The 13,582-nt window shown below is 57.5% G+C and carries 16 protein-coding genes and 2 tRNA genes; 5 read left to right on the top strand and 13 right to left on the bottom strand.

Annotated elements, in window-relative coordinates; translation table 11 throughout:
• Nucleotides 1–68: 68 nt before the first annotated feature.
• From LKR43_RS01280 to LKR43_RS01315, 8 genes are all read right to left on the bottom strand, one after another.
• Nucleotides 69–1,109: a quinone-dependent dihydroorotate dehydrogenase gene (locus LKR43_RS01280; RefSeq protein WP_227682032.1), complete on the bottom strand. Its 1,041-nt coding sequence runs from the start codon at nucleotides 1,107–1,109 to the stop codon at nucleotides 69–71.
• A 14-nt stretch (nucleotides 1,110–1,123) separates the two neighbouring features.
• Nucleotides 1,124–1,849: an arginyltransferase gene (locus LKR43_RS01285; RefSeq protein ID WP_227682033.1), complete on the bottom strand. Its 726-nt coding sequence runs from the start codon at nucleotides 1,847–1,849 to the stop codon at nucleotides 1,124–1,126.
• A gap of 31 nt (nucleotides 1,850–1,880) precedes the next feature.
• Nucleotides 1,881–2,633, bottom strand: a complete 753-nt coding sequence (gene aat, locus LKR43_RS01290; protein WP_227682034.1) for a leucyl/phenylalanyl-tRNA--protein transferase — start codon at nucleotides 2,631–2,633, stop codon at nucleotides 1,881–1,883.
• 7 nt (nucleotides 2,634–2,640) lie between these two features.
• Nucleotides 2,641–3,231 (bottom strand): NUDIX hydrolase, encoded by a 591-nt coding sequence (locus tag LKR43_RS01295; protein ID WP_227682035.1) that lies wholly within the window; start codon nucleotides 3,229–3,231, stop codon nucleotides 2,641–2,643.
• Nucleotides 3,228–3,860, bottom strand: coding sequence for a DUF2946 family protein (locus tag LKR43_RS01300; RefSeq protein ID WP_227682036.1), 633 nt, complete (start codon nucleotides 3,858–3,860; stop codon nucleotides 3,228–3,230). Before LKR43_RS01300 ends, LKR43_RS01295 begins: the two co-directional genes overlap by 4 nt.
• Before the next feature lie 76 nt (nucleotides 3,861–3,936).
• Nucleotides 3,937–4,587 carry a methionine ABC transporter permease gene (locus LKR43_RS01305; protein WP_227682037.1) on the bottom strand — a complete coding sequence of 217 codons (651 nt, stop codon included), beginning with the start codon at nucleotides 4,585–4,587 and terminating at the stop codon, nucleotides 3,937–3,939.
• A gap of 100 nt (nucleotides 4,588–4,687) precedes the next feature.
• A tRNA-Cys gene (locus LKR43_RS01310) sits at nucleotides 4,688–4,761 on the bottom strand.
• 65 nt (nucleotides 4,762–4,826) lie between these two features.
• Nucleotides 4,827–6,389 carry a phospholipase D family protein gene (locus LKR43_RS01315; protein ID WP_227682038.1) on the bottom strand — a complete coding sequence of 521 codons (1,563 nt, stop codon included), beginning with the start codon at nucleotides 6,387–6,389 and terminating at the stop codon, nucleotides 4,827–4,829.
• A gap of 167 nt (nucleotides 6,390–6,556) precedes the next feature.
• On the opposite strand from LKR43_RS01315, the gene LKR43_RS01320 reads away from it, so the two are divergent.
• Genes LKR43_RS01320 through LKR43_RS01330 form a run of 3 tightly spaced genes read left to right on the top strand, consistent with a single transcriptional unit; the run spans nucleotide 6,557 to nucleotide 8,526 of the window.
• The gene (locus tag LKR43_RS01320) at nucleotides 6,557–7,099 is read left to right on the top strand and encodes an acyloxyacyl hydrolase (protein WP_227682039.1); all 543 of its coding nucleotides are present in this window, start codon (nucleotides 6,557–6,559) and stop codon (nucleotides 7,097–7,099) included.
• A 21-nt stretch (nucleotides 7,100–7,120) separates the two neighbouring features.
• Nucleotides 7,121–7,501 (top strand): RNA-binding S4 domain-containing protein, encoded by a 381-nt coding sequence (locus LKR43_RS01325; protein WP_227682040.1) that lies wholly within the window; start codon nucleotides 7,121–7,123, stop codon nucleotides 7,499–7,501.
• A 50-nt stretch (nucleotides 7,502–7,551) separates the two neighbouring features.
• Nucleotides 7,552–8,526, top strand: coding sequence for a tripartite tricarboxylate transporter substrate binding protein (locus LKR43_RS01330; RefSeq protein WP_227682041.1), 975 nt, complete (start codon nucleotides 7,552–7,554; stop codon nucleotides 8,524–8,526).
• Nucleotides 8,527–8,579: 53 nt separating this feature from the next.
• Here the strand turns inward: LKR43_RS01330 and LKR43_RS01335 are convergent, their stop codons facing one another.
• Both LKR43_RS01335 and LKR43_RS01340 read right to left on the bottom strand, forming a co-directional pair.
• A complete protein-coding gene (locus LKR43_RS01335; RefSeq protein WP_227682042.1) occupies nucleotides 8,580–9,779 on the bottom strand; it encodes an isochorismate synthase in 1,200 nt (399 codons plus the stop codon).
• 81 nt (nucleotides 9,780–9,860) lie between these two features.
• Nucleotides 9,861–10,472, bottom strand: a complete 612-nt coding sequence (locus LKR43_RS01340; protein ID WP_227682293.1) for a transglycosylase SLT domain-containing protein — start codon at nucleotides 10,470–10,472, stop codon at nucleotides 9,861–9,863.
• Nucleotides 10,473–10,589: 117 nt separating this feature from the next.
• On the opposite strand from LKR43_RS01340, the gene LKR43_RS01345 reads away from it, so the two are divergent.
• Nucleotides 10,590–11,027: a nucleoside deaminase gene (locus LKR43_RS01345; RefSeq protein ID WP_227682043.1), complete on the top strand. Its 438-nt coding sequence runs from the start codon at nucleotides 10,590–10,592 to the stop codon at nucleotides 11,025–11,027.
• 16 nt (nucleotides 11,028–11,043) lie between these two features.
• Here the strand turns inward: LKR43_RS01345 and LKR43_RS01350 are convergent, their stop codons facing one another.
• Nucleotides 11,044–11,826 carry a peptidoglycan DD-metalloendopeptidase family protein gene (locus LKR43_RS01350; protein ID WP_227682044.1) on the bottom strand — a complete coding sequence of 261 codons (783 nt, stop codon included), beginning with the start codon at nucleotides 11,824–11,826 and terminating at the stop codon, nucleotides 11,044–11,046.
• A 175-nt stretch (nucleotides 11,827–12,001) separates the two neighbouring features.
• On the opposite strand from LKR43_RS01350, the gene LKR43_RS01355 reads away from it, so the two are divergent.
• Nucleotides 12,002–12,691, top strand: coding sequence for a DUF3313 domain-containing protein (locus LKR43_RS01355; RefSeq protein WP_227682045.1), 690 nt, complete (start codon nucleotides 12,002–12,004; stop codon nucleotides 12,689–12,691).
• A 44-nt stretch (nucleotides 12,692–12,735) separates the two neighbouring features.
• Here the strand turns inward: LKR43_RS01355 and LKR43_RS01360 are convergent, their stop codons facing one another.
• Together LKR43_RS01360 and LKR43_RS01365 are read right to left on the bottom strand one after the other, a co-directional pair.
• Nucleotides 12,736–13,350: a hypothetical protein gene (locus LKR43_RS01360; protein ID WP_227682046.1), complete on the bottom strand. Its 615-nt coding sequence runs from the start codon at nucleotides 13,348–13,350 to the stop codon at nucleotides 12,736–12,738.
• Between the two features lie 62 nt (nucleotides 13,351–13,412).
• Nucleotides 13,413–13,488: transfer RNA gene (locus LKR43_RS01365), tRNA-Gly, on the bottom strand.
• Between the last annotated feature and the right edge of the window lie 94 nt (nucleotides 13,489–13,582).

Raw genomic sequence — 13,582 nt, forward strand, 5'->3', positions numbered from 1 at the left:
TCGCGCCCTGGGCTTTTTTCTGTGCGGCCGAACAGTCTGTGTGCCGTCTGGCCGCAAGACATCAGGCGCTAACGCTTCAGGGCCTGTACGCATTCTGCTATCAGGGCAGGGCCTCGATAAATCAGCCCTGTATAAAGTTGGATGGCATTGGCACCCGCGTCGATTTTTTCTTTTGCCTGCCGGCCCGATACGATGCCGCCCACGCCGATAATCGGGTAGCTTGCGCCCAGTTGCTCGCGCAGGCGGGCAATTACCTGCAAAGACAGTTCATGGACCGGCGGGCCTGACAGGCCACCGGCTTCCTCGCCATGTGCCAGGCCTTTTACCGCGTCGCGCGACAAGGTGGTGTTGGTGGCAATGACCCCGTCAATGCCGTAGCGCGGCAGCAGATCGGCAATGATATCGACTTGCCCGGTGCTCAAGTCCGGCGCAATCTTGACCGCCATGGGTACGTGACGACCATGCCGGTCGGCCAGCGCCTTGCGCTTTTCCTGCAGCGGTTGCAGCAACTGTGTCAGTTCGTCCTGTCCTTGCAGCGTGCGCAGGTTCTGGGTATTGGGCGAGGAAATATTGACGGTAATGTAGTCGGCATGGGGATAAACACCTTCCAGGCCAAGCAGGTAATCATCGATGGCTCGCTCTATGGGCGTTACCGCATTCTTGCCGATGTTCAGTCCGAGTATCCCGCCACGCTCACGCCATTGGCTTTTGCGGACATTGGCAATGAAGGCCTGCAATCCAAGGTTGTTGAAACCGAGGCGATTGATCAGGGCTTGCTTTTGAGGCAAACGGAACATGCGCGGCTTGGGGTTGCCCGGCTGGGCCAGCGGTGTCACGGTGCCGACTTCAACAAAGCCAAATCCCAGGTTGCCCAGGGCGTCGATATGCGCGCCGTTCTTGTCCAGGCCGGCAGCCAGGCCTACCGGATTGCGCAAGGCCAGCCCCATCAGGGACGCAGGCAGTTCAGGTCGCGAGGCCATCATGCCACGAGTGAGGCTGCAATCGTAAGCCTTTTGCAAGGACTTCAGCGTTAGTTCGTGTGCGGATTCGGCATCCAGCGAGAAAAGTGCCGGACGGGCCAGCGCATAAGTATTGAATAGGAATGACATGCGGATAGAAAGGCTTAGGCGGATGGCTGGGCCCAGACACCACGCCTGAGAATTTGAAAGGGCCGGTATTGTGATTTGTAAGCCATTTTACGGCTTTCCTGGATCCAGTACCCCAGGTATAGCCAGGGCAGTTGCAGGCGCCTGCACTGTTCAAGTTGCCACAGTATTCCGTAGGTGCCCAGACTGCCGGGTACATCAGGGTCAAAAAACGTATAGACGGACGATAATCCCGATTTGATGACGTCGATGATGGAAACCATTTGCAGCTCGCCCGTCGGCAGCCGGAATTCAATGATTCTGGAATTTACCCGGCTGGTCAGTAAAAACTGTGTGTACTGACTGCGGCTGTCTTCATCCATGCCGGCGCCGGGATGCCGGCTGGACTGGTAGCGTTGGTAAAGTTCGAAATGCTCGTCATGCCAATGCAAGGCGTGCTCGGTTGCCACCAGTGTCTTGTGGCGCTGCCAGGCCCTGCGCTGGCTGCGGTTGGCCGTGAAGCCATTGACGTCGACCCGTATGGGCCGGCAGGCCTGGCATCGATCGCAGTGCGGGCGGTAGGTAAACAAGCCGCTGCGGCGAAAACCCTGTTCGATCAGATAGGAATAGGTTTCATCGGTGATCAGATGGGTAGGCGCTGCCACTTGCGAGCGGGCCTCAAGGCCGGGCAAATAGCTGCACGGATAGGTAGCCGTCGTATAAAACTGCAGGGTTTTTAATCCGGGTTCAGACAAATGGCTCATGGCAAGGCCCGATAATGCAACACGGAATTCATTATGGCGTTTCCTGTTTGTCTGATGCAAGCTCGCCCGATTGCCATATTTCCCCTCGACCCCATTCGGGCGCCGCATATTGCAGGGCCCGGTTCAGCAATACCATGAATTGTTGACGGCTCATTGGCTTCGCACCCAGGCTCGCAAGGTGGCTGGTTTGTTGCTGGCAGTCTATATGGTGGATACCGCGTCTGGACAAAAAGCGTATCAGATAAGCGATGGCAATCTTGCTGGCGTCCGTGGCTCGACTGAACATCGATTCGCCAAAGAAAAACCTGCCCAGGCAAACGCCGTACAGGCCGCCAGCCAGCTTCCCGTCTATCCAGGTCTCTATGCTGTGTGCCGCTCCGGCGTGGTGCCAGGCGGTGTATGCAGCCTGGACCGCAGGTGAAATCCAGGTCGCGTGCTGCGCCTGGCGAGGCTCCGAGCAAGCATGGATCACGGCGGCAAAATCCAGATTGGTCGTTACGCGGATGCGTGCCGATGCACTGCCTTCGCTGCGGGCAATTTGCCTGAGCTTCTTGGACAGTGACTGAGAGAGCCGGAACTCGTCACAGGCCAGTACCATGCGCGGATCCGGGCTCCACCACAAAACAGGATCCCCCTCGTTGAACCAGGGGAAGATGCCACGATGATAGGCCTGGCTCAGGCGCTCGACGGTCAGGTTCGCGCCCGCCGCGAGCAAGCCTTCAGGCAGCGCCGATTCGGGATCGGGGAAAGGTGAGCAATCGTCCAGCCAGATCAGGCTTGCCATTGAAAACCTACTGCTTGGGGAAGGGGACAGGAATATCGTAATGATGTACGGGAAAAACTCCGGTCTTCAGGTCGGCGATGTAATGCTCCAGTGTGGTAATCACCGTACGGAACGCCAGTTCTTTCCAGGGAATGTCATGGATGTGGAAAAACGCAGCCTCCAGACTTTCCGGGCCAGGGTAGAGGTCTTCGCTCAGCACCTTGGCCAGATAAAAGAAGTGAACCTGTTCGGCATGGGGCACGTCAATCACGGTATAGAGCGGTCCCAGTTCAATCTGGGCGCCAGCCTCTTCCTGGGTTTCGCGCATTGCGCCTTGTGCAGTGGTTTCGCCCAGTTCCATGAACCCGGCCGGCAGAGTCCATTTGTCGTAACGTGGCTCGATGGCACGGCGGCACAGCAGGACGCGGTCATCAATGACCGGCAGCACACCCACGACATTGCGCGGGTTCTGATAATGCACGGCACCGCAGTGCTCGCAGACGTCGCGTGTGCGATTGTCGTCGGGCGGAATGCGCTGCGTAATTCCGGTGCCGCACTGGCTGCAAAATTTTTGTGTGCGCGGCGCGGGAAAGTAAAAGGCAGGAGCGGGTGAAGTCATGAAGCGATTCTACTCAATGCGGGGCAAGGTACAAAGTCCAGTATGGCCGCCACCTCGGATGCGGAGCAAAACCGCAGCGGTGCCGTCGTGTTTTCCCCGGTCCATTGAATCAGCTGCTCGTCGGTCAAACCGCTATCCAGAGCCTCAAGCAGCGATGTGCCATCAGCCAGGCGTAATCTGGCCAGCAGATCGGCCAGATCCCGACCTGATATCAGGGCAGGGCCCAGATCAGTAAGGGCGTACAACTTGCCGCTGTCGTCCAGCCACCATGCAGAGACGCTGGCGACATCGTGGCCGGTATGGGTGCGCAGGCGACTGCTCGTGGCATCTTGCACCGTATGCACGATGTAAGGAGCCGCATCGAGGCGAACATACACCCGCTGGGGGCCATTCTGGAAATACCATTGGCCAGCGGCATCGGCGGCATAGTTGCGGTTCATGAACTGCAGTATGGCAGGGCTGGTAATGGCTTCGCCAGCGCTGAGTGCGTCGGGGACACAATGTTCGGGAAGCAAGGCATCACCCTGCGGGTGCAGACGCCATTCTCCGCGCTCGGAAAGAGAAAGCCAGCCATAGACGTCGGGTACATCCGGCCAGCGTGCCATTGCTGCAATTACTTGTGGATCCATGTGTTGTAGCTATCGGAGTGAAGGCCTGGCCAGCCCGGCGCAGGCCGGGTCTTGCCGGAAGGCCGGTACGGATAGTCTAACGCTGGTTCAGGCGTTGAGCCAATACAAGCCCCAGAACATGGAAGGTTTCTGCCAGTACGACCAGCATGATCGCTGATGCCAGCATGACTTCGGGCAGGAAGTTGGCATAGCCGTAGCGTATGCCCAGGTCGCCCAGGCCGCCACCTCCCATCGCGCCGGCCAGGGCGGAGTACCCCACCAGGCTAGCCAGCGTGATGCCCAGACCGGCAATGATGTTGGCCGCGGCTTCGGGCAGCAGGATCTTGCAGATGATCTGCCTGCACGAAGCCCCCATGGTTTGCGCAGCCTCGATAATATGACGGTCCACACCATCCATGGCCGCTTCCACATAGCGTGCGGCGAACGATGTCGCAATAACGCTCAGTGGAATAATCAGGGCGATCATGCCGGCGTTGCTGCCCATCAAAAAGTGTGTCAGCGGAATTGATGCTGCAAGAATAATGATGGAAGGCGTGGAATGCAGTCCGCGCACGGCAAGCCCCACGATACGGGCTGCGGTGCCGGACGGGATGATGTAATGCCGCGTCAGGTGCAGATACAGGCCCAGCACCCCGCCAGCTACTGACCCCAACAGGCCGGATGCGCCGGTCATGAGCAGGGTTTCTGCAAACGATGCTAGCAAAAGGTCGGGTAGGGCTGACGACATGGCCTGATTCCTGGATGGGACTCAGAAATTGTAGGGATGGCCGTCGGGGAAAGGAACGATTGTTTTGGAAGGGACTAATAGCCGCAAGTGATAAGCGGTGTGGAGGCGCAACTCGGAATCGAACCGGGGTACACGGATTTGCAATCCGCTGCATAACCACTCTGCCATTGCGCCGCAAACTTTGGTATGAAAAACCACACCAAAATCTGTAAAGCAAAAGAGTATAGCATTTCTTGAGGCTATAGTAGCCAGTCTATGGGAAGATGTGACACAAACCAGACGCTGGCGCGTTGCCACAGGGTGGTGTCGGGCTCGATATTGTGACGCTGCAGTGTGCCATTGACGTGTTCCAGCCAATACAGGCTACCATCCGGGTCCAGGAGGACTTCATACGAATTCCTGGGAATGTCTGTGTTGAACGCGGCGTCTATTTTCCTGGCGAGGACGGGGCTGTCGACAATAAATCCAAGCTCGGTGTTCAGCACCGCCGACCGGGGATCGAAATTGTATGAGCCCACAAAGAAATGTGTCCCGTCTACCGAAAAGGTTTTGGCGTGCAGGCTGGAGCCCGAGCTGCCGAACCTGCCAGGCCTGGAGTCCGGGCGGGGTGTGCCGGATTCAGTGCGCTTCATTTCGTATAGCTTGATGCCTGCCTCCAGCAGGTCTTCGCGCCATTTGGCGTAACCGGCGTGCACTGCCGCCACATCGGTAGCTGCCAGCGAATTGGTGAAGACTTGTACCTTGACGCCGTTGCGTGCCAGGGTGGTCAAGGCTTTCGTGCCGGTTTCGGTCGGCACAAAATACGAAGAAACGAGATTCAGGCTGCTGGCGGGTTCGCCAATGATGTCGACGAGCTGACGAATCAGCAAATCCTGGGGAGGGACGTCTCCCTGGCCCTTGGCGGGGTCGTCGCTTACCATTTTTGCCCGCGCCCATTCCATGGGAAGCTCACCCTTGATCAGCTGTTGAATGGTGTGCAATTCACCGAGTATTTTCATATACGATGCTGCAGATTCTGATTTTGCCGTATCGCCTGCCGTCATGGTGAGGGCTGCCAGATCCTGGGGCGTTGCCGGCGCCAGTACCTGGGCTGCGGGAAATGAGGACTGGCTGGCCCAATATTTGTCGAAATCGTGCGAAAGCTCTTGAACGACCGGTCCTATTGCGAGCACGTCCAGGTCGGAAAACGAGGCATCGGGGCTGGCACCGAAATATTCGTCCCCGATGTTGCGTCCACCAATAATGGTGGCCTGATTGTCAGCAGTGAATGATTTGTTGTGCATGCGCCGGTTGGCATGCTTGAAATCAGTCAGGTAGCCCAGCAGCTTCAGTTTGCGCCAGTAAAAAGGATTGAACAGCCTGACCTCGATATTGGGATGCATGTCCAGCGCGGCCAGCTCCGTATCAAGGCCAGTGGTGCCGTTGTCATCGAGCAGCAGTCGTACACGCACGCCGCGTTCGGCGGCGTCATACACGGTGTTCAGCAGCAGGATGCCACTGGTGTCCTTGCGCCATATATAGCTCTGGATATCCAGGCTGCGTTCGGCTGCCTTGGTCAGCAGCATGCGGGCGGCAAAGGCATCGTTGGGTCTGCTCAGCAGGTGGATGCCGGTCAGACCTTGATGTTTCCCGGTGAGTGGCACAATGGCCTGGCCCAGTCGTGTGTTCTGTGTGGCTTCGGCAGAGAGTGCCAAGGTGTTGGTCTGGTGTCGCGGTTCTGTGTGCGAACACCCGGCAAGAAACAGTGTTGCCAGGCAAAGCAGCAGGCAGATACCAGACTTGCGGGCTGTACGAAAAGACACGTTTCATTCCTCTGGCTGTGGTGCGCCCGGGAGCTTGTGCCCGATACACGACGAAAGGGTGTTCAGATCATATCCCATCCAGCGATTATGGACGGCGGCCAATTCAGGTATTTGGTTTATGATTCCGTGTCTGCATAGCAGTGAGCAAGTGTTTTTTGGGGAATCGGATGGCTCGGACTATTAAAAATGCGGGTGCCGTGACGGCAGTGTTGGTTGCCATGTTTTTCACGGCTAACGCCGGTGCGGCCGATCCTGCCTTCGGCGGGATCAGCGTGCGGGCTGGCTATAGCGATAACTACAATCGGGCGGAACTTGCCTGGGAGTCTCCTTCATTGTGGACGTACCGGTTCTCCGAAGGCTACGGACGGCTGGACCTGGTGGCCGAGCTTGGCGCGGCGTACTGGATGGCCAACGGTTCGCGTTCGCGATCCAGTGTCTGGCAGTTCAGCGCCACGCCCTTGCTCCGCTGGACCTGGAGCGAGCGCTATTATCTGGAAGCAGGTGTCGGCGCAACAGTTTTTTCGCATACCACCTTTGCCGACAAGCAGCTGAGCACAGCTTTCCAGTTCGGCGACCATATAGGCATAGGCGCCCATCTGTCAGACAGCAGCCGTCTCGGCCTGCGCTTTTCGCATTATTCCAATGCCGGAATCAAGCGGCCCAATCCCGGGCTCAACATCCTGCAGCTGATGTATACCCACCGGTATTGAATTGTCTGGCGGTGCAGCGCAATGACCAAGATCAGACTCGACAAGTGGTTGTGGGCGGCGCGGTTCTACAAGACACGCAGTCTCGCGGCGCAGGAAATTGGCAAGGGGCGTGTGGCCGTGAACGACCAGCCCGCCAAGCCGGCCCGCGAAGTGGGGCCAGGCGATCTTGTCACCGTGCGCAAGGATGATCCTCCCGTACACGTTCGGGTCGTTGCTGTCAGCAATGTTCGTGGACCGGCCACTGTTGCGCGCGAACTCTACGAGGAAACTCCCGCAAGCATCAGTGCGCGTGAACAGGCTGCCGAGATGCGGCGCCTCGCACCGGAACCGGCGCTGGATATTGCGGGCGGGCGTCCGACCAAGCGTGATCGACGACTGATACATCTGATCAAGGGCAGGTAGCTGCTGTAAACTCCTCTGACAATATCCACATTACACAGGAGTCACTTTCCATGCGCAGTCTGATAAATGCCGGCTTGGCGGCGATTTTGGCATTAGGTATTTCAATGCCCGCGGCTGCGGCCGAAAAATGGCCAACCAAGCCATTAACGCTGGTTGTACCTTTTGGGCCGGGATCCAGTCCTGATGTGGCCGCGCGCATTATCGCGGAACAGGCAGGCAAGACACTGGGTCAAACTATCGTTATACAGAACAAGCCAGGTGCCAGTGGCAACCTGGGAACCTCGGTGATCGCCAAGGCGGCGCCCGATGGCTACACTTTTGGTGTCTCCATCACCGGTCCTATGGTCAACAACACCGTGCTGTACAAAGAGTTGCCGTACGATCCCAGGAAAGATATCTCGCCTCTTACATTGGGTGTGCATCAGCCCAACATCCTGGTTGTGCCGGCTTCGTCAGACATCAAGTCTCTTGCCGACTTGCTCGAGGCTGTGAAAGATCCCAATACCCCTTACAACTTCCCCTCTACCGGCGCAGGCACCATTTCGCATCTGTCAGTAGAGCTTCTGCTTGAGCGTGCAGGGGGCAAGGCCGTCCATGTGCCTTATCCATCGTCACCGGCAGCGGTAACCTCGCTGATTGCGGGCGACACCCACTTCGCGGCTTTGCCGCCGATTGCGGTGATGCCTTTGGTCAACGATGGCAGGCTGCGTGCCCTGGCAGTGGTCTACAGTGACCGCGTCAGCTTTCTGCCCGATACACCTACCGTTGGTGAACAGGGTATTCCTGGCATAGAAGGGTCGGGCTGGATAGGCTTCGTGGCGCCTGCAGGCATCCCCGAAGATATCAAGGGTCAACTTACCGACGCTTTGATACAAGCCATCAAGAATCCCGAGGTGCAGAAGCGCTTGCGTAGTCAGTTCATGGAACCCGTTGGCAACACACCTGCAGAATTCGCCCAGTACATGGACGAGGAATTGCAGCGCTGGGAGCCGCTGATCAAACGCCTGAACCTGAGCGTTAATTAACTGCCAAAGCACGGCTGCCAGTCAAAAAGGCCGGCAGCCATGCATGCAGGCCGTCAGCTGATGGCCCGCATGAAGGTTTCCATCTTGGTGGCCGTTTCCCTGATCTCGCTGTCAGGATCCGAGCCCGCCACCGTGCCGGCACCAGCGTACAGACGCAAGCGATTGCCATTGGTATGCAGCGCGCAGCGCAGGGCCAGTGCCCATTCACCGTCTCCATTGGCAAGTTGCCAGCCCACCAATCCCGCGAAATAGCCCCGGTCGAAGCTTTCCAGTTGCTGGATGTGGCCAAATGCCACCGAGGTTGGATGGCCGCAAATTGCAGGGGTGGGGTGCAGCGCGCACGATAGTTCCAGCGCGGTGACAGATGGGTCGCGCAGACGGCCGGTGATATAGGTGGAAAGATGCCACAGCGTATCCGTACCGATGATCGAAGGGCCGTCGGGTACGTCCAGTTCGTCGCAGTACTCGCGCAGGATGCGGACGATATCGGCAACGACATAGCCATGTTCGCGCAGGTCTTTTTCAGAACGCGCCAGGCCTTCCCTGAGGCTTTGGTCTTTTTCAGGATCGCTGCTGCGGCCGATGGAGCCTGCCAGGGGATTGACATAGATGCGGTCGCCGCTGCGGCGTACCAGCAGTTCCGGGCTGGCGCCAACCATCACACCACTTGGGGCTGCATCCGGACCCTCGGCCCAAATGGGTATGGCAAAGGTATAGCCGTGGGCATTACGCCTGAGCAAGTCAGGCAGCAGCCGGGCATAGTCAACGGGGCTGTCCAGCTCGATGTCCATGGCGCGGGAAAGTACGACTTTTTTCAGCTCGCCCTGCGCGAACAGCGTCAGAGCCTTGCGGACCATATCGCCGTATTGTTCGGGAGCAGGGACCGGCGTGCGATTGACAATCGCAGGACGTGCGCCAGCGTTGGCTTGCTCTGCATGCTCGGGGATATCGGCTGCTTCCCATTGCAACGGGATCGCAAGGCTGGCGTTGCCGGTGGCGTCAAAGGGAACCAGCCCGAACATCAATGGATGCTCCACGCCGCGTTGTGCAGCCTGCTCGAACAGCGACTGAACGACTGCATTGTTCACTGGCTGATAGGCAGACAGCAGGCCGTTGCCGCTTCGGCCCCGGTATTGCCGGGTGGGTGAAGCAAAGAAAAAGTCATTGCCCTGGAAATCGTCCAGCAGCCATTGTCCATCTGTGTTGTTCACGGCCTGTTCGTTGTCATTCCCTGTCGGGGCGGGTGTAGTCATACTTTTTACCTTCAACAAATTTCAAAAACCAGCACGACATTAGCAGAAAAAAAGAGGACGCACTAAAAGCGGTGCAAGACGCTACAGACTACCCTTGCAACTTCGGTATTGCGCGCCGAACCGCTCGGCGCGTGCCTGAACCTTGGCTGCTACATTCTTCAGCCAGGGCTTGCTGTCATAGCTGCGGTTGCGATAGCCCGTCCAGCCTTCGTGATAGTTCAGGTACTGGCCATAGGCATCCCATTTGGATGTGCCGTTCAGGCGTTGCGCCTTGTTCATGTACCAGCCCATGAAATCAACTGCATCGCCGAAGTCGTCGCGGCTTTTGAACCAGCCACCGACTTCGCGTTCATAGTCGGCCCAGGTTTCATCCTTGGCCTGGGCGTAGCCGTAAGCCGAGCTGACACGGCCCCAGGGGATGACCCAGAGCAGGTAGCGGCGTGGTGGCTGAGCGTCATGCCGGAAACTGGATTCCTGATAGATGACCGACATAATCACCTGGGGAGGTATTCCCCATTTATTCTGTGTTTGTTCTACTGCATTGTGCCAGCCCGATTTCTCGCGAAATATCTCACAGATATTTTCCGGGTTATCGGGCGGTGTGGTGGCGCAGCCTGCAACAGCGGCGGATATTGCGATGACGGCAGGTATGCGCCAGCGGGCGTTGTGGCTGGATCGAAGGGCCTGGATCATGCCCGGATGGCAGGTTCTGAGTCGTGACATGTAAAGCTTGATGTATGCCGGGGTGGGATTGTCAAAGAAACGGCGCTATCGTGCAGTATAAATGGGACTGGAATAAAAGGAGACAGTATGGATGACTTCATGAAGGCGGCTATCCACGAAGCCCGGCTGGGGCTGGAAGAAGGCGGAATTCCCATAGGCTCTGTTCTGGTGCACCAGGGCCGCATCATCGGTCGCGGGCATAATCAGCGGGTGCAGCGTGGCAGCACCATACTTCACGGCGAAATGGATGCTCTGGAAAATGCGGGGCGCCAGCCGGCCAGCGTGTACAGGGAGTCCGTACTCTATACCACGCTGTCACCTTGCCCCATGTGCACCGGCGCCATATTGCTTTACGGCATACCCAAGGTAGTCATTGGCGAGAACCAGACCTTTATGGGCGGTGAAGCGCTGCTTCATCAGCAAGGGGTCGAGTGCACGGTGCTGCAGGACGAAACCTGTATTGCGCTGATGCGAGACTTCATCAATGCCAGGCCTGAGCTCTGGAACGAGGATATCGGCGTCTGAACGCCTGATTGGCAGCCTATTTGGGCAGATACCGCAAGGCGTCAACGGCTTTGCCGTTGTAGCGCAACTCGAAATACAGCTGCACGGTATTGCTTTCGGTGTGACCCATGGAAGCTATGGTTTGACCCTGCCGGACCTGCGCTCCTTCTTTAACGAGCAAGTCTTTATTGTGTGCATAGACGGTCAGGAAGTTTGCATCGTGATTGACGATCAGCATATTGCCATAACCACGCAAGCCATTGCCTGCGTATACCACCTTGCCGCTGGCGGCTGCCTTGACGGGCGAGCCTTCGGTGCCAGAGATATAAACGGCCTGGCTGTTTGAAGCGGAAGTTCCCCGACGTGACTTGCCTTCAGCAGGCCAGATCAGATTGATCGAGCGCGGTGCGGCAATAGACGGGCCGGTGACAGGTGGCGGCGGGGTATAGGTAGACGAAGTGCCGGTAGCGGCCTTGCCATTGACCTTAAGGATCTGGCCAACACGAATATGATCGGCGTCCTTGAGCTTGTTCAGGCGTTTGAGCGAGCTCACGCTTTGTCCATGCATTTGTGCGATCTTGGTCAGGGTGTCGCCTCTGACGACCCGGTACTCACCTGTTCCGACCGGCTTGGTTGTTCCGCATGCAGCGAGCAGGGCAACTATAGCCAGTACCGCAAAGAATCGGATCCAGCTCAGGGGGAGCGATGCAACCCTGGCGGTGGTTTCAAAGCTGGCTGGCCAGGCGGAATGTATTGATATTTGCATGGTATGGCAATGCCCCCGCATGCGGGTTCCGTGTTCGGGATCATCACGGGGCATTCAAATTCAAATAGGGAAACGATACTACACCATGGGCTGTTCAGTTGTGACATGGGTATGTTGCACCCGCGTGCAGCAGGTACACTTGTTTACACGGGCGACCAGCTGAAGGGCAGGAATGGATGGCGCGGGCGTCTGACCTTTCCTTAATACGCAGGCCCAACAGGAGTAAGTAATGAGCGTCAAATATTCACTGCGCAACATTTTTTTATCCATTTCAACAGCAACGCTGGTGGCGGGTTGTGCTACGTCAACGACGCCAAAGGAGTCGGGCTTCCTGCCTGATTACTCCCGCTTGCAAAAAATGTCTGCGCCCGATGGCAGTGCGCGCCTGGCTTACGTGAATCCGGCTTTTACTCCAGCCCGCTATAACGCGATCAAGCTCGATCACGTGGTGTACTACCCCGAGCCGCAGGCCACCGAAAACGTTTCAAAGGAAACCCTGACGCAGATCCGTCAGGAAGTGGATCAGGCGCTGCGCAATAAAATGGGGCAGAAGGTCCGGATCGTTGAGCAGGCAGGTCCGGGTGTGGCGCATGTGAGCGTCGCCATCACCGCCGTTGCAAGCGAAACCAGGTCATTGAAGGCTTATCAATTCATACCGGTTGCCTTTGCCGTGACTGGCGCCAAGGCGGCGATGCAGGGTGGCTTGCCGACAGATGCCACGGTTGCCATTGAATCGAAAGTGACTGACAGTGTTTCGGGCGAGTTGCTGTACGCTGCCGTGCGCGGTGGTACCGGCGAGCGGATTACAGATTCAGCCCAGGGGCAGGGTGGAGTTCGGCTGGCCAACCTTCAGCCATTGCTTGATGCATGGACCACCGGCGCTGCCAACGCAATTCAGCAATACGTCAAGGCAAAGTAAGCTGTCGTCGTCCGGTACGCCCCGCCGTCGGGGCGACGCCGGCTTCAGGCATCAGCGTTTTGCATCCATTTCAAGTAAGCCGAACGAGTCGGTGCAGCAACAGACTCCAGGGCATCCTGATGCTTGATCTGATGCCTGAGCATCAACCTCGCGTCGGCCACGCCACGCGACTTGCAAAACCAGTGGCAGCTGTGCTGCAGCAGATATAGCTCTGCAGACAGGTGAAAGGCACGGTCCTTTGGGCTCCATCCACCTTCGTTTTCTGCTGCATACTGCAGGCCGGCGGCATGTATGTGCAGCAGCTTGCGAAAGTCCCGCGTGACCGAGGGAAGAAAGTGTTCGGCGTAAGGCAGGCAAAAGGGCAAGGCGATCAGGCTGGCCGCCTGCCGGCTTTCTTTTTGCATGCTCCGTGCCAGGGTTTGAATATTACCCGCCACCGCCTTCTCGGTCGTGGCAAACCCCGCCAATACCTGGAGTTGCCGATTCTCGTCTTTCTCGTGGATGGCGCGGGTATAGCCCTGAGTCAGCGTTTCCATGTGTCGCTCCAGCTGCAGGTTCGCCAGATGCTGTGCCAGCAGTGCAATATGCGTGCGCTGGTAACGCGTCCGCAGCACTATCCACACTCCAAAGACCATTAACAGGATTAATGCCATGTCCATTTTTGTGCCTTATGTTCTGAGCAAAAAAAGGCCCAAACCGAAGTTTGGGCCTTTTTGAAATCTGGAGCGGGAAACCGGTCTCGAACCGGCGACCTCAACCTTGGCAAGGTTGCGCTCTACCAACTGAGCTATTCCCGCGAAATCACTGGTGTACAAGCTGCATAACCAGAGAAGAGCGAAATTATAGCAGCTTTTTTAAATCATGCATTTTGGCCAGAATGCCTGTTGGCCG

Source organism: Pusillimonas sp. MFBS29 (assembly GCF_020687695.1).
GTDB lineage: Bacteria > Pseudomonadota > Gammaproteobacteria > Burkholderiales > Burkholderiaceae_B > Pusillimonas_C.

Coding starts and splice junctions, on each gene's coding strand:
- LKR43_RS01280 (WP_227682032.1), bottom strand. CDS start 1,109: ATGTCATTCCTATTCAATACTTATGCGCTGGCCCGTCCGGCACTTTTC.
- LKR43_RS01285 (WP_227682033.1), bottom strand. CDS start 1,849: ATGAGCCATTTGTCTGAACCCGGATTAAAAACCCTGCAGTTTTATACG.
- aat (WP_227682034.1), bottom strand. CDS start 2,633: ATGGCAAGCCTGATCTGGCTGGACGATTGCTCACCTTTCCCCGATCCC.
- LKR43_RS01295 (WP_227682035.1), bottom strand. CDS start 3,231: ATGACTTCACCCGCTCCTGCCTTTTACTTTCCCGCGCCGCGCACACAA.
- LKR43_RS01300 (WP_227682036.1), bottom strand. CDS start 3,860: ATGGATCCACAAGTAATTGCAGCAATGGCACGCTGGCCGGATGTACCC.
- LKR43_RS01305 (WP_227682037.1), bottom strand. CDS start 4,587: ATGTCGTCAGCCCTACCCGACCTTTTGCTAGCATCGTTTGCAGAAACC.
- LKR43_RS01320 (WP_227682039.1), top strand. CDS start 6,557: ATGGCTCGGACTATTAAAAATGCGGGTGCCGTGACGGCAGTGTTGGTT.
- LKR43_RS01325 (WP_227682040.1), top strand. CDS start 7,121: ATGACCAAGATCAGACTCGACAAGTGGTTGTGGGCGGCGCGGTTCTAC.
- LKR43_RS01330 (WP_227682041.1), top strand. CDS start 7,552: ATGCGCAGTCTGATAAATGCCGGCTTGGCGGCGATTTTGGCATTAGGT.
- LKR43_RS01335 (WP_227682042.1), bottom strand. CDS start 9,779: ATGACTACACCCGCCCCGACAGGGAATGACAACGAACAGGCCGTGAAC.
- LKR43_RS01340 (WP_227682293.1), bottom strand. CDS start 10,472: ATGATCCAGGCCCTTCGATCCAGCCACAACGCCCGCTGGCGCATACCT.
- LKR43_RS01345 (WP_227682043.1), top strand. CDS start 10,590: ATGGATGACTTCATGAAGGCGGCTATCCACGAAGCCCGGCTGGGGCTG.
- LKR43_RS01350 (WP_227682044.1), bottom strand. CDS start 11,826: ATGCCCCGTGATGATCCCGAACACGGAACCCGCATGCGGGGGCATTGC.
- LKR43_RS01355 (WP_227682045.1), top strand. CDS start 12,002: ATGAGCGTCAAATATTCACTGCGCAACATTTTTTTATCCATTTCAACA.
- LKR43_RS01360 (WP_227682046.1), bottom strand. CDS start 13,350: ATGGACATGGCATTAATCCTGTTAATGGTCTTTGGAGTGTGGATAGTG.